At 71.0% G+C, this 19,715-nt stretch carries 16 protein-coding genes and 2 pseudogenes; 8 read left to right on the top strand and 10 right to left on the bottom strand.

Annotation, left to right across the window (positions count from 1 at the left end; genetic code table 11):
- Positions 1–240 precede the first annotated feature (240 nt).
- Together OG389_RS35675 and OG389_RS35670 are read right to left on the bottom strand one after the other, a co-directional pair.
- Positions 241–909, bottom strand: coding sequence for an alpha/beta fold hydrolase (locus OG389_RS35675; RefSeq protein WP_328303361.1), 669 nt, complete (start codon positions 907–909; stop codon positions 241–243).
- Between the two features lie 3 nt (positions 910–912).
- On the bottom strand, positions 913–1,968 hold the full coding sequence (locus tag OG389_RS35670; protein WP_328303360.1) for an NADP-dependent oxidoreductase: 1,056 nt from the start codon (positions 1,966–1,968) through the stop codon (positions 913–915).
- A 71-nt stretch (positions 1,969–2,039) separates the two neighbouring features.
- Between OG389_RS35670 and OG389_RS35665 the strand changes: the two genes are divergently transcribed.
- From OG389_RS35665 to OG389_RS35645, 5 genes and pseudogenes are all read left to right on the top strand, one after another.
- Positions 2,040–3,035: a GlxA family transcriptional regulator gene (locus tag OG389_RS35665; RefSeq protein WP_328303358.1), complete on the top strand. Its 996-nt coding sequence runs from the start codon at positions 2,040–2,042 to the stop codon at positions 3,033–3,035.
- Between the two features lie 169 nt (positions 3,036–3,204).
- On the top strand, positions 3,205–3,579 hold the full coding sequence (locus OG389_RS35660; RefSeq protein ID WP_328303356.1) for a PadR family transcriptional regulator: 375 nt from the start codon (positions 3,205–3,207) through the stop codon (positions 3,577–3,579).
- Positions 3,576–4,174 (top strand): annotated as a pseudogene (locus OG389_RS35655) (HAAS signaling domain-containing protein). The gene OG389_RS35660 and the pseudogene OG389_RS35655 overlap by 4 nt, the downstream one beginning before the upstream one ends.
- Before the next feature lie 51 nt (positions 4,175–4,225).
- The gene (locus OG389_RS35650) at positions 4,226–4,645 is read left to right on the top strand and encodes a hypothetical protein (protein WP_328303354.1); all 420 of its coding nucleotides are present in this window, start codon (positions 4,226–4,228) and stop codon (positions 4,643–4,645) included.
- A 191-nt stretch (positions 4,646–4,836) separates the two neighbouring features.
- Positions 4,837–5,280, top strand: a complete 444-nt coding sequence (locus tag OG389_RS35645) for an IPT/TIG domain-containing protein (RefSeq protein WP_328303352.1) — start codon at positions 4,837–4,839, stop codon at positions 5,278–5,280.
- Here the strand turns inward: OG389_RS35645 and OG389_RS35640 are convergent.
- The 5 genes from OG389_RS35640 to OG389_RS35620 form a co-directional block, all read right to left on the bottom strand.
- Positions 5,268–5,600 (bottom strand): hypothetical protein, encoded by a 333-nt coding sequence (locus OG389_RS35640; protein ID WP_328303350.1) that lies wholly within the window; start codon positions 5,598–5,600, stop codon positions 5,268–5,270. The two genes, OG389_RS35645 and OG389_RS35640, sit on opposite strands and share 13 nt — an antisense overlap.
- Positions 5,601–5,715: 115 nt before the next feature.
- Positions 5,716–7,038, bottom strand: a complete 1,323-nt coding sequence (locus OG389_RS35635; protein WP_328303348.1) for a sulfite oxidase — start codon at positions 7,036–7,038, stop codon at positions 5,716–5,718.
- A 147-nt stretch (positions 7,039–7,185) separates the two neighbouring features.
- A complete protein-coding gene (locus OG389_RS35630) occupies positions 7,186–7,518 on the bottom strand; it encodes a hypothetical protein (RefSeq protein WP_328303346.1) in 333 nt (110 codons plus the stop codon).
- Between the two features lie 372 nt (positions 7,519–7,890).
- Complete coding sequence (locus OG389_RS35625; protein ID WP_443059399.1) at positions 7,891–9,762, bottom strand: methyltransferase; 1,872 nt, start codon at positions 9,760–9,762, stop codon at positions 7,891–7,893.
- A 130-nt stretch (positions 9,763–9,892) separates the two neighbouring features.
- Positions 9,893–11,062 carry a 4-hydroxybenzoate 3-monooxygenase gene (locus OG389_RS35620; protein ID WP_328303344.1) on the bottom strand — a complete coding sequence of 390 codons (1,170 nt, stop codon included), beginning with the start codon at positions 11,060–11,062 and terminating at the stop codon, positions 9,893–9,895.
- Positions 11,063–11,874: 812 nt separating this feature from the next.
- On the opposite strand from OG389_RS35620, the gene OG389_RS35615 reads away from it, so the two are divergent.
- Positions 11,875–12,348, top strand: a complete 474-nt coding sequence (locus OG389_RS35615; protein ID WP_328303342.1) for a hypothetical protein — start codon at positions 11,875–11,877, stop codon at positions 12,346–12,348.
- Between the two features lie 490 nt (positions 12,349–12,838).
- The gene (locus OG389_RS35610; protein ID WP_328303340.1) at positions 12,839–15,001 is read left to right on the top strand and encodes a M9 family metallopeptidase; all 2,163 of its coding nucleotides are present in this window, start codon (positions 12,839–12,841) and stop codon (positions 14,999–15,001) included.
- Positions 15,002–15,179: 178 nt separating this feature from the next.
- On the opposite strand, the gene OG389_RS35605 is transcribed toward OG389_RS35610, so the two are convergent.
- Positions 15,180–15,641 (bottom strand): hypothetical protein, encoded by a 462-nt coding sequence (locus OG389_RS35605; protein WP_328303338.1) that lies wholly within the window; start codon positions 15,639–15,641, stop codon positions 15,180–15,182.
- A 281-nt stretch (positions 15,642–15,922) separates the two neighbouring features.
- On the bottom strand, positions 15,923–17,476 hold the full coding sequence (locus tag OG389_RS36945) for a carbohydrate binding domain-containing protein (RefSeq protein WP_443059489.1): 1,554 nt from the start codon (positions 17,474–17,476) through the stop codon (positions 15,923–15,925).
- 870 nt (positions 17,477–18,346) lie between these two features.
- On the opposite strand from OG389_RS36945, the gene OG389_RS35590 reads away from it, so the two are divergent.
- Positions 18,347–18,808, top strand: a complete 462-nt coding sequence (locus OG389_RS35590; RefSeq protein ID WP_328303336.1) for a hypothetical protein — start codon at positions 18,347–18,349, stop codon at positions 18,806–18,808.
- A gap of 86 nt (positions 18,809–18,894) precedes the next feature.
- Here the strand turns inward: OG389_RS35590 and OG389_RS35585 are convergent.
- Positions 18,895–19,345: pseudogene (locus tag OG389_RS35585) on the bottom strand (dihydrofolate reductase family protein); the annotation flags it as partial.
- Positions 19,346–19,715: the final 370 nt, after the last annotated feature.

Here is a 19,715-nt window from a genome sequence, read left to right as displayed (position 1 = left end):
TCGAGGGCAGCCGCGAGGAACTGCGTGCAGGACACGGCGAAACGCTCCCACCGGTCGCCGCGCGCCTCGTTCACCATGACGGTCCACCGGTCCGGCTCGAGGCCTGGCCGGACGACCCAAGGGAGGTATTCCCCGTTGTCCGTGGTCAGAAAGACGCGTCAGGGCAGTGGTCGTCACGGGTCCTGGTCCCAAGGTCAGCGAGTCCCTCCGGCCGGAGGAAACAGGCTCTGGCCGCGCCGCTCAGGCATGGCTCAGTAGCACCTTCAGCAGTTCCTGCGGTGCCTCCCGCATCACGTTGTGGCCGCTCTCGACGGCGTGCGTGCGCCACTGCGGCGAGTGGCTCAGCCGCTCGTACAGATCCGTGAAGGGCGACGGCGTCGGCCACTTCGTGGCGTAGACGTACGACTTCTCGGCGAAGCGTGCCAGATCCCCCTCCAGGCGGACCGCCTGGAGCAGCGAGGCCAGTGGGTGCGGGGTGGCCCGCGGGTCGAAGAAGGGGAGCGGGGCGCTGGTGTAGCCGTTCTCCCCGGTGCCGTCGAGGTACCACGTGCGCTCGTTCTCCGACACCAGGGACCAGGTCGACTGGCCGTCCTGCGGGACCATCGCGTCCACGTACACCAGGCCCTTCACCCGCTCCGGGACCCGGTCGGCCGCGCCGGTGATGACCATGCCCCCGTAGCTGTGGGCGACCAGTACGGCGTCGGTGACCGCCTCGTCCTCCAGTAGGTTCACCACGTCCGCGATGTGGGTGTCCAGGTTCACTGCCGGGGTCAGCAGGTGTCTGCGGCTGCCGAGTCCGGTCAGGCTCAGCGGGTAGGCGTGGTGCCCGAGGCTGCGCAGATCGCGGGCGAGCGGCTCGAAGGTCCAGGCGCCGTGCCAGGCACCGGGGACCAGGATGTACGTGGTCATTCCTCAGACTCCCTGAATCGCGTCGGCGCCGGTGGCCCGGGCGGCTTCGGTGGCCCTGGCGGCGCCCGTGGTCAGTACGATCTTGCCGCTGGTGCGCCCGGATTGCGAGAGCTCGTGCGCCTTGCCCGCCTCGGCCAGTGGCAGCACCTCCGCGATGTGCGGGCGCAGTTGACCCCGCTCGACGAGCTGAGCTATCGCCAGCATGCCCGCGTGGTCGGCCTCCACGGCCATGAACACCGCCCGGACGCCGAGCACCGCCGCCTCCTGCGCCAGAGCCGCCTCGGCCGGTGAGGCGAGGGAGACCACGATGCCGCCGGGCCTCAAGGTGCGCAGCGAACGCGGGCCGTAAGCACCACCGATGGTGTCCACGACGACGTCCACTCCGGACACGGCCTCGGCGAAGTCGGTGGTGCGGTAGTCGACCACCTCGTCGGCTCCGAGCGAGCGGACGAACGCGTGCTTGGCGGCGTTCGCGGTGCCGATGACGTACGCACCGCGGGCCTTGGCGATCTGGACGGCCAGGTGGCCGACGCCCCCGGCCGCCGCGTGCACCAGTACCCGCTGTCCCGGCCGCACGTCGGCCGTGTCCACCAGAGCCTGCCAGGCGGTGAGGGCGGCCAGCGGGAGGGCGGCGGCCTGTACGTGGTCGAGTCCGGCGGGCTTGTGCGCGAGGTGCCGGGCGGGGGAGGTGGCGTACTCGGCGTAGGTGCCGGCCGGGGCCGGGTGGCGGGGCATACCGAACACCTCGTCGCCCGTCCGGAAGAGGGTCACGCCGATGCCGACGGCCTCGACGGTGCCGGAGAGGTCCCAGCCGAGCGGTACGGGCGGCACACCGGCACCGGCCAGTCCGCCGGTGGCGCGGTGCCAGACGTCGGTGGGGTTGACGGCCGCGGCGTGGATCCGTACGAGCACTTCGGCGGGCCCGGGCTCGGGACGCACGGTCTCGGTGAGGCGGAGCACTTCGGGGCCGCCGAAACCGGTCTGGGTGACGGCCCGCATGGTCCGCCCGGCCCGATCGGCCTGCTCGGCCCGCTCGTTCTGCGTCTTCGTCGTCGTCATGTGATCAAGGATGCCGATCGGAACCGAGGCGGACGAGTGGCCGGAGTGACACGATGTGAAAAGATCTGGCCATGACTGCTGAACGTGCCCACCGGGTCGTCGTCCTGGCCCTCGACGGGGTCTACCCCTTCGAGATGACCATTCCGGTGCGGATCTTCGGCACGGCCCGAGGCCCGGACGACGCACCCCTCTACGAGATCCTCACCTGCAGCCTCGATGGCCGTCCGGTCCGTACCAGCGCCGACTTCAGCATCACGGTGGAACACGGCGGCGAGGCCGTCGCCACCGCCGACACCCTCGTGATCCCACCCTTCATCTGTGGCCCCGGTGCCGACGGCGCGGACCCCGGTGCGGTGGACTGGCTGCCCGCCGACCTGGCCCGGACCCTGTCCCGGCTCCCCGCCGGCGCGCGGATCGTCTCGATGTGCACGGCCTCCTACGTCCTGGCCACCGCGGGCCTCCTCGACGGCCGCCGGGCAACCACCCACTGGAACGAGGCGGAACACTTCCAGCGAGCCTTCCCGCAGGTCCGGGTCGACGCGGACGTCCTGTTCGTGGACGGCGGCCAGGTACTGACGGCCGCCGGAGTCGCCGCCGGAGTCGACCTCTGCCTGCACCTGCTGCGTCGCGACCACGGCAGCGCCGTGGCCAACCGGGTCGCCCGGCTGTGTGTCGTACCGCCGTGGCGGGAGGGGGGCCAGGCCCAGTTCATCGAACGGCCGGTGCCCGAGGTCTCGCAGGCGAGCACCGCCGCCACCCGCGAGTGGGCCCTCAGTCGGCTCGGCCGCCCGATCGCCCTGGCGGAGCTGGCGCGCCACGCCGGGATGAGCGTACGGACCTTCTCGCGCCGGTTCCGCGACGAGGTCGGGATGACGCCCGGGCAGTGGCTGACCCGGCAGCGCGTCGAGCATGCCCGGCGCCTTCTGGAGGTCACCGACCTGCCGGTGGACCGGATCGCGCAGGAGGCGGGCCTGGGTACGGGCGCTTCGCTGCGACGGCACATGGCGCACGCGATCGGGGTGGCTCCGATGGTGTACCGGCAGACGTTCCGCGCGCGGGCCAACTAGGCCATTTCCTTCGGATCCCCGGATCCCCGGGCCGTCGGGCCGTTGGGCCGTCGCACGGCTCGTCCCGTGCCCGTGAGCCGTCGACCGACCCCCCGTGGGCTCGGATGGGGCCGCTTCGCGCCCCAGCCCACCCCGGACCGGGTCCACCGCACCAGGTATCTTGCATCGCATGGAACCAGGTGATTCGACCAAGCAGGCCCGGGCGGCCGCCCAGCTGCGCAAGGGGGTCCTGGAGTACTGCGTACTCGCCCTGATGCGGGACCGCCCCCGCTACGGCGTGGAACTCCTCCACGCCCTGGAGGACTCCGGCGCCCTGGCCACCAGCCAGGGCACGGTCTACCCGCTGCTCTCCCGGCTCCGCCGCGACGATCTGGTCACCACCACCTGGCAGGAGTCCACCTCGGGCCCACCGCGCCGCTACTACGCACTCACCGACAGCGGCCGGGCCGCGCTCGAGGAGTTCACCCGGGTCTGGCCCGGCTTCCGCAACGCCGTCGACTCCTTCCTCGCCACCCCGCACACCTCCACCGGAGACCTCGCATGAAGAACTCTGCCGACCTCGTACGCGACTACCTCCACGCCGTCGAGCGCGAGGCCTCCGCGCTCCCCGCCGACCGTCGCCAGGAACTCCTCGCCGACCTCGCCGAACACATCGAGGTGACGCGCGCGGAACGCCCCGCCGTCGCGATCGGCGAGGTCCTGACGCAGGTTGGGGGATCCCCGCACGATCGCGACGACGGCGCTGACCGAGGCGGGGACCGTGGCCGCCTCGGCTCCCGGCCCTGGGCGGCGCCGGCATACCCGCCCGGCCGGGCAAGGTGCACCCCCTGGTCCCGCTCCTGATGCTCACCCTCTCGCTGCCCTTCATGATGATCTTCCCCGACCAGCCCGGGCCGGTCGTCGGCGTCCTGTTGCGCATCACTGGCGCGGTACTTCTCTGCACTTCGGTGCACTGGACCGCGGCCCAGAAGACCACCGGCGTACTGGTCGCCGCCGTCATGCCGAGTGCCGTCATCGCCACCTGGAACCTGTCCAGCGGCGGCCCGGCGGGCGACACCCCGGCCTTCCTGGCCAACCTGGCGATGCTTGCCCTGCTGGCCGGTACGGCGGCATGGCTCTGGCGGGTCCGCCGCAACTGAAGGCATGCCCCCCCTCTACCAAAACGGCAGATTTTGTGAAGAATGGGGGCAATGATGACCGTTCTGGTGGCGGGTGTGGCGGCAGGTCCCGAGCTGGAAGCTCTCCGTGCATGCGTCCACAGCGGGCCGCACTTCCGCATCGTGGCCCACGCCCACGATCCCGACATCGCCCTGGCGCAGGCCCGGGTCCTGCTGCCGGACATCGCCGTGATCACTCTCCACCGCCCCGACGCCCAGGCGGAACGCGAACGCCTGACCCTCGTTCGCACCCTGCGGTCCTTCGACCCTCCCACCGGGATCATCCTGCGCCGCGACCCCCACGAACCCACCGAGCCGATCAGCCCGGGGCTCGCGCCGGTCCAGGGGGCGATCCACGCGGTGCGACGTGCCGACCTCGATGCACTCCACCACGCGCTGGTCGCCATCGGCCGGCGCCGGGCCAGCTGCAACATCGACCCCGCCGCACACTGACTTCCCGTGCGGCCTGCCCGGCCGGGCCCGTCGGGAACTTCGGGCACATCGCCGCGGCGCGAGAACCGCACGCCTCCGTTGGATCGTGGGCGACATCAGCGGTTTGTCCTGGATTTGCGCCGTACGCCTTCCCCATGATGGGGAGGGCCCGGGCTGCTCCGGTCCCGTTCCGTCCGCCGGAAGGCTCCGCAATGACGCGTACCCGCCGCCGTATCGCGCTCCTGCTCACCGCACTGTCCCTGGCCACCCTGCCGCTGGCCCACTCCGCCCCGCGCGCCGAGGCCGCCGGGCCCGCCCACTGCGCTCCGGGGGCGCTCCCCGTCCACCCCGGCCCCTCTCGCGGGGCCCCGCAGGGGCAGCTCGTCGCACTCCGGCCCGACGCCGGCCCCAGCAGTGGCGGCACCCAGATCACCCTTGTCGGGGCCGGCCTCACCCCGTACACCCGGGTGCTCTTCGGGACCCTGGGGCCCGACGGCTGCTTCACCGGCCGGGAAGGCGCGGACGTCGTGGTGCTCAGCGACACCTCCGTCGTCGCCGTCGCCCCCGACTGGCCCGCCGCGGCCACCGTCTCCGTCTACGCGGCCACCCCCTGCGGGCAGGTCACCAACCCACTCCCCTACACCTACCTCGACTGATCGCCGCGGACCGGGTCCGCGGGGAGGCCGAGGGCCCGAAGGGCGCCGGGGCCGGCCGGGTGCTGCCGCCCCACGTCGAGGGCATGCCGGGGCTGTTGCGGGCGGCCCGCGCCGAGCTGGACGCACGGCGTTCGCCGGGCGGCGGCATGCTGTGGATCGGCGCCTTCGCCGCCGTCGACGTATCGCTGGTCCCGCGCGCCCTGGCAGCGTTCGGGGAGCGGTATCCGGGTGTCACCGCCGTCCACACCGAAGGACCCGCCGCCAAGCACGTGTCCCTGCTCGTGCGGGGCGGGCTGGATCTGGCCCTGCCGCGTGGGCACCGGTTCGCCGGACGGGACCGGCTGCGGCTGAAGGTCTACGGGGCACGCCCCGCGGGCTCGGCCACTCCCCCGCCGTCAGCGCCTCCCTCCCCCTGCCGCGAACCACCGCCGATGCTCAGACCACCGTCACCGGGTGACGTACGACGGCGTCGAAGAGGTAGCCCTGGGTGTTGTGGGCCGCCGTCGCGGGCTGCGTCCGCCCGGTGGCGTCCGTGGCCCGCGCCAGCAGGGCGGTCGCCCCGGCGGTCCGCGGCGTCCACGGCAGTGACCAGCGCACCCAGCTGCCCCGGCGCGGGACGTCGTGCAGCCGGGCCCGCTGCCACCGAGCACCTCCGTCGGTGCTGACCTCCACCCGGTGCACGGGAGCCGCGCCCGACCAGGAGCGGCCGGTCAGCAGCCGCGTACGGTGCGCCGGGACGGTCGCTCCCAGCTCCAGCTCGAAGGCGCTCTTGAGGGTCTGCCGGGTCAGCGGAGCACTGCCCTGCGCCGGCTGGTCGGGCCCGAACAGCCGGTACAGGTCGGTGTTCCACGGCGTGTACAGCGGCTGCCCGCTCACCTCGATGTCCCCGACCCACTTGATCGAGGAGATCCCGATCCAGTCCGGGACGACCACGCGGACCGGACCCCCGTGGTCGGGCGGCAGCGGCTCGCCGTTCATCTCGTACGCGAGGATCACGTCGTCCAGCGCCTTCGACACCGGCAGCGGGCGACGCACGTGGCCCAGGTTCACCCCGTTGCTCACCACCTCGTCGTCCAGGCCCCGGGGCAGTACGTCCACCGCGGCCCGGGTCACCCCGGCCCGGCGCAGCACGTCGGACAGCCGGGCCCCGCGCCAGTGGGCCGTGCCGATCGCGCCGAGGGTCCAGGCGGTCCCGGTCACCTGCTGGCCCTGCTGCGTGGTGTAGAAGCTCCGGCCGTTGCCCGCGCACTCGATGAACAGCGTCCGCTCGACGGCCGGCAGCGAGCGCAGCTGATCGTAGGAGAACTCCACCGGGCCCCTGGACAAGGCGTCGCCCCACACCTTCAGCCGCCAGGTCCGCGGGTCGAGGCGCGGCGTGGAGGTGTGGTTGCGGACGAAGAACCGGTCCAGGGGGGTCAGCTGTCCCGTGCCCCGCAGGGCGGCGAAGTTCGTCTCCGCGTTGGTGCCCCGGATGGTGAACAGTTCGGGCGGCAGCGGCTTCAGGATCCCTGGCGGCGCGGCGGCGGGCGCGGCCGTGGTGGTGCCCGCGGTGGCTCCGGCACCACCGGACCCGGTGGCTTCGGCGGTTCCTGCGGAGCCCAGGCCCATGGCGCCGGCCGCGGTCCCCGCCGCGAACAGCCGAAGCAGGTCACGGCGGTCCACCCCCGCCGAACGGGCGCGGCCGCGCGCCCACTCCCGCAGTCGCGTGCGATCGTACTGGCTCTCGTCCGACAGGTCGGGGGACGTTGCGGGGCTCATGGCGGGACACTCCTTGGTCGTGATTCCCGACGGACCGTAGAAGCCCGGCCCCACCAGCGGGAACCTCCCGGACGACATGTCCACGAACCTGCAACACCGCTGCAATGCACGGCTGGTGGGAGCCCACGGGGTCCGGTCAGGAGCCGCTCAGCCGATGACGCGCACCGACTGGGGGCCACCGACGTAGGATACGCCGCGGCCGGGGACCAGCGTCGTGACGAAGGTGTTGCAGCTCGTGCCGAGGTAGATGCTGACCCTCTTGTCCGTCTCGTTGGTGACGTTGGTCGCCCGGATCTGGAGGGTGAGACAGACGTTGTCCGGCGGATTGGCGATGTCGAACTCCTGACCGGCGGGACTGAAGTACCGGATCGTGCCCGCGGCGGCCTGCGCGTGGGTGGCCAGGCCGGTGACCAGCACGGCTGCCGTGCCGACGGTGAGGCCGATTCGGCCGAAGCGGGCGAGTGCATGACGCAGGTGCATGAAGAAGTCCGTTCCTCTCAAGCGGAGTTCGAGCCTCATAACGATCACCCCTCACGCTCCCCCGCCGGAAGCCCGACTCAGTCGAATGCAGTAAGGAGAATCGTTCACTTGTCCGCCGACGGAGACCGAATGGGTTCCAGCTCATCCTTCGGGAGGTCGTTCCCGGTCCGGTCAGCCTAGGAGCGACTGGTTGGTGGTGAGCGCGTCGCCCTTGGCCCCGTCCCCCCTCGCGCGCCAGCGCACCAGCGCGCACGCGCGCCGCAATTGGCCGCTCTGCCGGGCCGAGCACCAGCGTGAGTTGGGGACGGGGGGCGCGTCAGGGGCCGGCGCACAGGAGCGGCGCGGGCGCACCGCACGCGCTGCCGGCCTCCGCTACCCGACCGCGGCCGAGGGGCCCGCGGGGGCCTTGCGGGCGTGCAGGACGTAGGCCTCCAGGGGCAGCGGGGTGCGGTCGAGCAGCTCCAGTCCGGCGTCGGCGAGCAGCCGGGCGTAGTGCTCGGCACGGCGCTCGCGGCCGCCGACATTGCACGCCATGTGGAGGTCCCAGGCCGTCGCGAGCGAGGGGGAACCGTCGGCGGGCAGGAGCCGCTCGACTACCAGCAGGTCGGCGTGGTCGGGCATCGCGCGGGCGCAGTGGCGCAGGATCTCCCTGCACCGGTCGTCGTCCCAGTCGTGCAGGATGCGGGAGAGGACGTACACGTCGCCGCCGTGCGGTACGTCGGCGAAGTCGCCGCTGCGGTAGTCGCAGCGGGCTCCGCAGCCCGCGGCGTCGAGCGAGCGGCGGGCGGCTTCGACGGCGTGGGGCCGCTCCAGGAGCGTGCCGAGGAGCCTCGGGTGTGCGGTCAGGATGCGGCCGAGGAGTTCGCCGTTCCCGCCGGCGACGTCGACGACGGTCCGGGGGGTGGGCGCCTGGGCCGCGCGGGTGATCACTGGGTGGGCGGGCAGCGGCTCGAACATGCGTGAACTCGCCGCCATGGAACGGTCGAAGAGGTCGGCGAGTTCGGGGTCGCGGGCGAAGTGGTCGAAGTGGTTCTCGCCGAAGAGGTGGTCGAAGGCCGGCTGCCCGGTCCGTACGGTGTGGTCGAGTGCGCCGAAGGAGCGGTAGAAGGGGCCCGCGTACATCAGGGCCAAGGGGCGCATCGTGTCCGCGGAGTCCGCGCGGAGCAGGGCGCCGAGCCGGGTGAGGCGGAAGCCGCCCTGTCCCTCGGTCTCCTCGTCCACGACGTCGAGCATCTTGAGGTAGCGCAGGAGCGTGGCGAGGGTGTCGGGGTGGGTGGCGGTGCGCCGGGCGAGTTCCCGGGTGCCGGTGGCTACGTCGGTGTCCATGGCCTCGGGCAGCCGCAGGCGTGCGAAGGCGGCGAGGGCCTGTGTGGTCCACGCTCCGGTGAGGAGGCGGAGGAGCGTTTCAGCGGCGGGGTCCGTGCCTGGGCGTTCATCGAGGTGGCCGGTGCGTGGGTCGGTGCGTGGGTCGGTCCGTGCGTCGGTGAGGTTCTCGGCAAGGTGGTCGGTGAGGACGCCGTGATGGTCGCCGGGCGTGTAGAGCTCGAGGCGCCGGTAGCCGCACGTCTCGTCCGCGGGAGCGGTGAAGTAGAGGACGGTGCCGTTCTCGTGCGGGTTGTACCCGCCGCCGTCGGGGCGGGCTCCGTGCCGGGTGAGGACCGCGCACAGCCCACGCAGGACCAGTGGGTCCGGATGTTCCAGCTCGAATGCCAGGTGTGCCTCGTGGCCGCGGGCGCGCTCGTGCGCGGCGATCGGCTCCAGATCCGAGCGTGCGGGCACCATGAGGGCGAACACCTCAACGGCACGGCGCTCCCCGCCCGGCCCGTCGACACGGGGGCGCACGATGCGGACGTCGAGCTCGGCGGCGTCGCGCTGGTGGCGCCGGGCGAGCCGTTGGCGTACGACGACACTGGGTTGGGACGGGGTGTCGGCCTTGAGCCCGCAGTCCGCGAGTTGCCCGCGCAGGTCGTGCGGGCCGGTCGGGAAGAGCAACAGGCCCGCGTGGGCGAACCGGCAGTGCGCGGCCAGCGACTCCAGTTCCGGGCCGTGCAGGCCGGGCAGCAGGAGGGGCAGCAGGGTGGCGGTGTCGTGTTCCCGTACGAAGGCGACTGCCGCGCGCAGGCGGGCCGTGTCGTCGGGAAGCATCCTTTCGCCTCGAAGCGCCGATCCGGCGGGGCGCTCCGCCTCGTCGGGGAGGATCGCTCCCTCGGGGAGAGTCGCTTCGTCGGGGAGGGTCGTCGTCATCGCGGAGGTTCCTCGGGCGGGTGCTGGGCGGAACGGGGCATGGTGGACAGGGCCGGGGTGGACCGGGCCGGGGTGGGCCGGACCGGGGTCACGGTCGGGTGGAGCGGCTTGACGCTTCGAAAGGCTGAGTTCACACGCCGACGTAGTTCTCGGCGAACCAGTCCTGGTGCGCGCGGGACATGCGCAGGGAGTCGAGTCGGGCACGCCGCAGGGAGGCGTGGAAGAACGATCCGCCTGAGTGGTCCTGGCCCGGGATGGCGTGCAGCAGCCCTGTCATCCACTGGGTGAATTCCTGTGCGCGCCAGATGTGCGCCAGGCACTGCGCCGAGTAACGGTCGAGGGCTGCACCGTCCCCTCCGGCGAGCGCCCCGGCGAGGGCCCCGGCCAGGATCTCCGCCTCCAGGACGGCGAGGTTCGCGCCCTTCGCGGCTGCCGGTGCCGTCAGGCTCGCCGCGTCGCCGGCGAGCAGGAGCGAGCCGTGGCGCAGCGATTCCACGACGTCGCACTCCAGGTCTACGACGCCCCGCTCGACGATCGGCCCCCTGCGCAGCGGGCCGTGCTCCGGAGCGCGCATCCGCAGGTCGAGTTCGTCCCAGATCCGCTCCTCGGACCAGGCGTCGGCGCAGGCACCTCTCGGGTACTGGAGGTAGTAGCGCGTCACCTGCGGGCTTCGGGCCATGTGGCCGGCGAAACCGTGGTCGTGGACGGCATAGCCGACGGCATCGAGGCTGGGCGGAGCCTGGGCCAGCAGGCCGAGCCAGCTCACGCCGTAGTCGTGGTGGTGACGAACCGCGCCGGGCGGCAGCGAGCGGCGGGCCGCTCCGTGCCGGCCGTCGCAGCCGGCGACGTACCGGGCGTCCCACCGGGTGGGGCGGCCGTCCGGCTCGAGGGTGGTGACGTAGGGCCGGGGGCCGTCGGCGTCGTGGACGGCCAGCGCCTCGGTACCGAAGTGGATCCGCCCCCCGGAGTCCAGGTAGCGCGTCAGGAGGTCGGTCACCAGGTTCTGCTGCGGGTAGACGGTGTGCTGCTCGCCGCGGCCGAGGACTCCGTAGTCGAGGCGGAAGCGGCCGTCCCCGGTACGGAACTCGCAGGTGCCGTGTGCGAGCCCGTGCCGGTGCAGTCCGTCGGCGAGGCCGTGGCGGTCCAGGACCCGTACGGTGTTCGGCGCGAGGAATCCGGCGCGGGCCCGGGTCTGGATGTGGGAGCGGCTGGCTCGTTCGAGGACCGCGCAGTCGATCCCGGCGGCGAGCAGGAGATTGGCGAGCACCAGGCCCGCGGGGCCGGCGCCGAGAACGACCACATCGGCCGATTCGCGTAACGTTGGAGAATTCCGACTTTCTGTCATAGCGCGGGAATCATAAGCACGGAAGAACTCGCGGATGATCAAGACTAATCCGAATGCATCAATAAAAGGAAAATCACCGGATCGTCCGCCGGCCCCGCCCCCGGCCCGGAGAACGGAACGCGGGGCCTCCCACCAGTACGATGGGGAGCAGTTCGCCCGCCGTTCGATTCCGCGCCGACCAGGGTGCGAATACTCATGATCGGACCCGGCGGAGACCTCTGGCAGCATGGGCCCATGAACGTCACGCGGCGTTGAGGCCCTTGAGCGACCCTCAGGGGTGTACGGGGGCCGCGAGTGGCAGTTTCCCGCACCGGGGTCGCCGGATCTCATGCGTTGTTACATCGGCAAGACCGTCGACGGCTACGAACTGGATCCCGATCGGGTCCTCGCCCTGGGATTCGGCGAGCACCGCTTCGCCGTCCCACTGGACTCCGACACAAGCGGGACCCCGAGTCGGCCCACTTGGTCGGCGTCGATGAGAACGGCCGCGGCCTTGCTGCCGAGCGAACGTCGTACAAGCCGGAAAACCTGTAGCCCCGTGAAGGACGTGTCCGACCGCGGGCGCCTCAACCGTGCAGGCGGGACCACAGGGGTACACAGCCGCGCTGGAACGCCATCTGCCGCGGCACGGCGCCTCGGAAACCATCAAGCATGCCTACGCGGCTCGTCCATGACAGCTGTCACACGCCACACGTGACCCGCAGCCCTGCCCCGCACCCGCCTCCCCCGACCAGACTGGCGGTCAACACACAGACCACGGGGGCAACATGAACGTCCTGAGCAAGAAGACCACACCGGCCGAGACAGGCGACACCAGCGGCCTGACGCCCTCCGACTACCGACTGCCGGTCTGGTTCTTCGCTTTCGAGGGCCTCCTCGCCGCCGCCTTCGACCTCCTCAAAGCCTTCCCCACAGCATGGCCCGCGCTGCTGCTCCTGCTGGCCATGAACATCACCGTCACCCTGACGGTGATGCGCAAGCGCGTCAAACTCGCCAAGGCGCTGTGGCACGGCAAGGAGACCCGCAAGATCGCCCTCGCACTCGTCGCCCTGCGGATCGGCAGCCACTTCGCCATGAACGCGCTGGGCCTGGCCGTCACCTCCCCCCTCGGCCACACGCTCTTCGCCCTCACCATGGCCGTCACCACGATCGGCCTCCTGTCCTACTCACAGGAGACCGCCATCCGCGCCCTCACCACCCAGACCCTGCGACCGTCCGGGGGCGCGCCAGCCCGTCCGTGAGGACCCGACCAAGGCCGTACGGATCCAGCCACCATGCCGAGCCGGCGGTGGTGAAGGACGCGGTCGGCGTGCGGCCCGCGTGCCAGTCCAGCGCCCGGCCCGGCCCGGCCCGGCCCGGCCGCAGCAGCAGGTCGAGCCAGAGCTGGTAGTTGACAACGTTTCAGTTTCGGTAGCCGGTGAATCTGGCCAAAAGCCTTCCCGAGTGATGCGACATGTGAAATTTTACATGTCGCATGTCAACAGCCGTCGTGTCCCCAGCACGCGGCCACAACGGCCCCGGAGGCCCCCACAGATGCATCCGTCCCGGATATCGAAGGCCCGCGCCCGCAGAGTTCCTGCGCTCGGCCTAGCCGCCTTCATCGCACTCGGCCTGTTCGCGCCACAGAGCCAGGCCGCCTCCATCGGCGCCACGGCCACTGCCGGGACGAACGCAAGGGGAACCGTGGCCTCTGCGCCGCGGTCGATCCCGGTACCCAAGTCCCCCGATGCGATGACCAGCAGCTCCCGCTTCCGCATCTCCTCGCAGGACAGCACCGAGGAGTCCGCCCAGGCCCCCGCCCCGACCGTCAAGCCAGCCAAGCCCGCCAAGGCTGATCAAGCCGACAAGGCCGGCAAGACCGACAGGCAGTCCCCGGCCGCCGCCGCGGACGACTGCGGCGACATCTCCGGCGTGGTCAACGCCACGGGCAGCGCGTTGGTCCAGCAGCTGAAGGCCCTCCCCCAGATCACCTGTACCTACCCGCTGTTCAACCTCACCGGGGAGAACGCGCGGAAAGCCTTCCGCGAAGCCCAGATGGTGACCGTCGCCAACGCGCTGCGCGACGCCTCCGCCACCTACTCGGGCAACAACAGCTCCGCGGTCGGGCAGCTGGTGCTGTTCCTGCGTGCCGGCTACTACGTGCAGGACAACAACGCGGACGTCGTCGGCGACTACGGCCCGGCACTGGACAGTGCGGCGCTCGGCGCGCTGGACGCCTTCTTCGCCTCCCCGCGCAGCAAGGACGTCACCGACGCCAACGGTGAGATCTTCAACGAGGTCGTCACGCTCATCGACAGCACCCACGCGGCCGGTCGGTACGCCGGCGTCGTCAAGTGGATGCTCGGCAGCTACGACGGCACCTGGCCCGCCCAGATGAACCTCGCCATGCAGCACGTCGAGTGGGTCGTCGACAACGGTTTCAAGGCCAAGAACGACGACCGCGGTTGGCGGGCCGCCCTCAAGGCCGACCCCACCATCCTCAACACCTGGGCCGGCTTCATCACGCGCAACAGCGCGCAGCTGAACCGCCTGGACGTCGTCAGCAACGTCGGGCGCTACCTCGGCTACGCCCTCGACGTCCCCGAGCTCAAGGACCGGCTCCGGCCGCTGCTGAAGGACCTGATCAACCGATACCCGAACGTCGGCCCGACCGCGCCGATCACCATGAACCTGGGCTGGTACACGCGCCAGTACGACAGGAACAACTGTGCGGCCTACGCCATCTGCGACCTGGGCGACCGCGTGCTCCCGGCGATCCTGCCGATCCAGCACACCTGCACTCCGGACCTGAAGATCCGTGCCCAGGACATGTCTCCCGGGCAACTGGGCAGCACCTGCACCAGCCTGGTCAACGAGGACGCGTACTTCCACCGGGTCATCGGCGACAAGGGCGCGATCCCCGGTGACGTGAACACCAACCTCGAGGTCGTCGTCTTCGACGACTACACCCAGTACTCGCTGTACGCCTGGGCCATCTACAACATCGACGTCGACAACGGCGGCATGTACGAGGAGGGCAACCCGGCCGCCGCCGGCAACCAGGCCCGCTTCATCGCCCACGAGGCCCACTGGCTGCGCCCGGACTTCCAGATCTGGAATCTCAACCACGAGTACACCCACTACCTCGACGGCCGGTACGACATGGCCGGCGATTTCGATGCCAGCCTGACCACGCCGACCATCTGGTGGGTCGAGGGCATCGCCGAGAACATCTCGTTCGGCTACCGGGGCGAGCGCAACGCCGACGCGATCGCCGAGGCAGGCAAGAAGACCTACAAGCTCAGCGACCTGTTCGACACCGTCTACAACCAGGACGCGGACCCCGACGTCAACTCGAACCGCGTCTACCGCTGGGGCTTCCTCGCGGTCCGCTACATGCTGCAGGCGCACCCCGCCGACGTCGAGACCGTGCTCAACAAGTACCGCACCGGCGACTGGAACGGTGCCCGCACCTTCCTGAAGCAGACGATCGGCACCAGCTACGACGCGGGCTTCGCCACCTGGCTGACGACCGCCTGCGCGACCAACGACTGCGGCCCCCTGCCAGAGGCGCCGTCCACCCCGCTCTGCACCATGAGCGACCCCCGTCAGTTCGACAAGAACTGCCGCCGGGACAATCTCACGGCCGCCGCCGGCAACTACAGCTACCACTTCGTGTACCTGCCGGCCGGTCTCAAGCAGCTGACCGTCACGAGCAGCGGCGGCACCGGCAACGCCGACCTCTACTACGGCGGCGGCAGCTGGGCCACCACCACCGGCTACCAGGCGAAGTCCACCAACGCCGGCAACAGCGAGACGCTGACGATCGACAACCCGCCGTCCGGCTGGGTCTACTTCAGCCTCGCCGCCGCGCAGGACTTCGCCGGTGTGAGCCTCTCCACGCAGTCCAAGTAGTCCGCCCCACCGGGCCGGCCGGGCCCCGGTGTACGGGACCCCCTGACCAGGGTTCCCTCTGGTCAGGGGTGGCGGTCACCGCCGCACCGGCACTGCGCCGGCCACAGGAGCGAGAGCATGAGCATGACGCCGCGGGTTGCCGACCCTGCCTTCACGGTCGGGCTTCGTGGGGGAGGTCTCAGCAGGTGATGGTGACTTCGTGGACCACCGGGCTGGCCGCTCGAGGGAACGAGGCCACGCCGAACGTGCCGCGGACGATCGAGCCGCACGGCACGGTGTTGACGGGACCGCGTACCTCGAGGCTGGCAGACGCGAAGAGGACCGACTTCACCTGCGTTTGCGGCGCGGCGGCGCCGACGACCTCCACGGACAGGGTGGTGAGCAGCTCCTTCGTGGCGGGCAGCGGGCTGCCCGGGGAGGGCGGGCCGGCAAGGCCGACCCTCCCGTAGAACTCGACGGTGGTTCCGCTGATCCCGGCGCACACCCGCGTGGCCAGGCCCCCTTGGAGGCCCGAGTTCCCGCAGGTGGTGACGGTCTCCATCGTGCCGGCCGGCGGGACGTCGGCGTTGGCGTTGGCCGGGGCGATCGCGTAGACGGCCAGACCTGCGGCACCGGCTGCGAGGAGTGCTAAGCGGTTCATCGGAGTTCGTCCTCCTTGTAATGACGCGCCCGCCGAGGGCTCTCGGCTGCGCCTATGGCATGTGATATTTCACATGATACAAGAACGAGGAATGTTCGAGACCTGAACTCCTCCTGGCCGCAGCAAGTCACTCGACCTACGCGTTCGGACCGCACTCACCCGCCACACCCGACGCCCCTGCGGGCCCCACTCATTGACCTTGCCCCCTATGGGCAACCCGCGCCCCGGGAGTGGGGCCCCTCGAAGGAGGTGCACCCGGGGCGCGGGAAGTCAGCGGGTGATCAGCGGCCTTGGAGGGACTTGACGTTGTCGCCGAAGGACCAGCCCTTTGAGCCGTCCCAGTTGACCGACCATGTCATGAGCCCCTTCAGCGAACCGCCGAAGGCGTTCCACGACTGGCTGACCAGACTCGGCGCCATGTAACCACCGCCCGCGCCGGACTGGGCCGGCAGGCCGGGCACCTGCTTGTCGTAGGGCACCTTGATCGTGGTGCCCTGGATGGTCAGGCCGTTGTTCAGGCACGTGGTCTGCGCGGTGAATCCCTGCACGGTACCGGCCTGGTAGGAGTCGCCGGAGCAGCCGTACATGCTGCCGTTGTAGTACTGCATGTTCAGCCACCACAGTCGCCCGTTGTCGGCGTACTTCTTGATGATCGGCAGGTAGGAGCCCCAGATCGACCCGTAGGTGACGCTGCCGCCCGTGACGTACGCGGTTTCGGGGGCCATCGTGAGGCCGAAGCCCGCGGGCATCTGGGCCAGCACGCCGTCGATGATGCGGATCAGGTTGGACTGCGAGGCGGAGAGCGTGTTGATGCTGCCGCTTCCGGACAGGCCGGTCTCGATGTCGATGTCGATCCCGTCGAAGTTGTACTTCTTGAGGATCGGTACGACGGTCGCCACGAACTTGTCGGCGACGGTGCTGGAGCTCAGGTCGATGCCCGCGGCCGCGCCGCCGATCGACATCAGGATCGTCGCCCCGGCCGCCTTCGCCTGGCACATCTCGGCGGGGGTCGCGACCTTGACGCCCGCGTCCATGCCGTCCTGCCACTGGACGGTGCCGTCCGAGAGGATCACCGGGAAGGCGGCGTTGATGGCGTTGTAGCCGTGCGCGGCGATCCGGCTGTCCGTGATGGGGACCCAGCCCATACCGGGGTGGACGCCGTTCGAGGCGCCGTCCCAATTCTCCCAGTACCCCTGAAGGACCTTGCCCGACGGCCTGGGCTTCGTGGGGCAAGTCTCGCCCTGCGGAGGCGTGGTGGTGGGCGGTGCGGTGGTGGGCGGGGTGGTCGTGGGCGGGGTCGTCGTCGGCGGGGTGGTGGTCGGCGGGATCGTCGGCGGGGTGGTTGTCGGCGCGGGGCTGCTGCCGCCGGGGCCGGTGAGCGACACGTCGTCCGCGTAGTACGCGGGCTGCCCGTACCAGCCGTGCAGGTAGACGGTCACCGAGGTGGTGCTCGCTCCGGTGGTGAAGCCGACGCTGAGCTGGCTGTACGACGGGCTGTTCGGCGTCCAGGTGGAGGGGGCGGTGGTGATGCCGGTTCCGGTGGCGCCCAGGTAGACGTAGCTGCCCTGGACGTAAGCGCTCAGCGTGTACTGGGAGTTGGGCTGCACGCCGATGGTCTGGGTGCACTGGGCGTTGTCCTGGCCGCTCGGCGTGCCCTTGAGCGCGGAGGCCCCGGAGTGGACCGGACTGGCGACGGCCGCACCGGAGCCGCTCGAGCAGGTCCAGCCGGTGAGGCCGTTCTCGAAGCCGGAGTTGGCCACCAGGTTGGTGGTGACCTCCTCGGCCGCGACGGCCCCGGCCGCGACGGAGCCGGCAACGGCTATGCCAACGCCCATGACGGCGGCGGCGCTCACCCCGGCGAGGGTGCGGTTCACCTTCGATGCACGCCCCAGCGTCGCCCTCTGCGCGCGCGGAGCTCGCAGCGGCTCGCGCCCGGCCTGGGCGCCCTCGAGGCGGCCGGGATCGGGGCAAGGGTTGGTGTCACCCGACGGGCGTGGTGTACGCGACCTTCGACGGAACATGTTGCGCTTCCTTCCGCCGAGCGCCAAGGACTTGACCGGCGCGTGGGGGCGTGACGCCCGGCTGTGGGTGAGGTGGGACATGTGGGGCTGTGCCGGACCGGATCGTAGGAGGGACGGTCAGGCTGGTCAATAGGTCTGGACCAAAGGCGAGGAGTGTGGTTCTGTCGACCGAGGGCGATCCGCGAATCCACGGGGCGTCGCGGTGCGCCATGGGCCGCTGAACTCCCCCGGCCGTACGGATCGGCGGTCCGGGTCTGACTGCGCCTTCAACCTTCGGTCTGCCTTTCCGCATCCGCAGGCAATCCGGAGGGCGCCGGCATACGCCCGTTGAGCGACGGGCGTGACGTACTGGCGGAGGTCCACCCGGACGGTGATTCGATTTGCTACCAGGAGAGCTGACGGCATGGCCTACCGCGGCGGCGCTCCCGGGCGAAATCCAACCCCATCTCCGCGGCGCTCTCGAGCACCGCGCTCATCCCGATCTCGGCGACATCGAGGCCATCCGAAGCGTTCGGCCCCGTTCAGCGGTGGCCGACTGCCGAGCGCGGGACGACGGCTGGCCGGCATGCGGCCTACCCCGGCCGCACCGGAGCCTGTGACCAGCGCTAACCTGCGGCATTAGTTTCTCCAGCACCCGGATCGACCGGGCGCCGACTCGTATTCCACGTTGCGAAGGGCTGTGCCGTGAAGGCGAAGCGTGTTCAGCAGGTGCTCCAGGTAGTCGCCCCGTTCCTGACCGAGGGGGAGGCGACCGAGGTGGCCACGTTCGCCAACGTCGGGACGGTCTCCGCACGGCGTCTGGTGGGCACCACCGTGCTAGTCGGTGTGGCCACGGCGGGCATGGTGACCGCGGTGGCGCGGCCCCGCCCTCTTTATGTGGCGCTGACCACCCACCGCCTGATGTTCTTCGACGCGAACGGGCTGACCGGCCGGCCCGAGGCCAAGCCGGTCATGGAGTTGCAGCGGGAGTGGGTGGCTGTCGCGAGGGTGAAGAAGTTCCTCCTCGCGCTCAACGTCCACCTTCAGGTGCTCGACTCGGACAAGGAGCTCAAGCTGTCCTTCCCCCGCACCACCCATGACGCAGCGCGCACGGTCGTCGCGGGCCTGCCGATGGTGGAGGCCCCTGCGGACCTGTCACAGGGCTGACCCGCCCGGCGGTTACTCAGCTTCCCGACGCCGTGGCTTTGACAGTGACTTGTGGGGTCCATGGCCTCCGGGGCGTGACCACTTCGTCCTGCCACCTCCCGGCGCACGCCGGGTCGACCCGACCCGGTGGGCGTGCCCTCCAGGCGCAGCGGGACCGGTCCGCCGTCCAGCTGCGGGAACAGCGGCGTGCCCCGGCCGATCCGTACCGGGTGCACGTAGATCCGGTACGCGTCCACCGTGGCGGTCGCCGACCCGCTGGAGGGTGCGCGAGTACACGTACTTGGGAGTGTCCCGCCAGATGCGGGCGAAATCGGCCACGGGCCCGGCGTTCTGGGGGGGGGCGGCATGGGCCGTCGGCCAGAACTCCCCCATCAGCTCGTACGTCACGCGGCCGTCGAGGAATCCACCCATCGCGCGGGCCTCGTCGTTGAGATGCTGGTGCACTTCCTCGTCGACGAGGTGCCAGCCGATCCGCTGGTCGGGCCCTTCGATGTATCCGTCCAGGGATACCGACGTCATGAGGATGATCTGCCGCATGGCAGCCCGGGCTACGCCCGCCGGTCGGGGCAGGGTCGGTTCGGCACGCGGAGACCTGCGATGCGGGGAGCCGCTCGGCGGTGATGACGTCCGACAGCCTCCCCCGGCCCTGGCGATCGCCGATGGGCCGCGGCACCGCGAAGTCGGGGAAGGGATCACGCGGGCCTGCAGCATGGCCGGAGCCGCGCCGCGTGGAACGGCGGTTCTCCCGTGCCCCCGGGATACGGGAGTGGCACCCCGGCCGCACCCCCGGCGCACGGGCCCGCACGAGTGTGGCGTGCCGCGCCTGGTTCGCCGTGGCACGCCGGTTCCGCGGATGGCGGCTCGCAGCCCCTGGGGGGACGGGCCGCCGAGCGTGCTAGTACTGCAA

This window comes from Streptomyces sp. NBC_00435, assembly GCF_036014235.1.
Lineage (GTDB): Bacteria > Actinomycetota > Actinomycetes > Streptomycetales > Streptomycetaceae > Streptomyces.
This window is presented reverse-complemented; position numbering and strand designations above follow the sequence as displayed.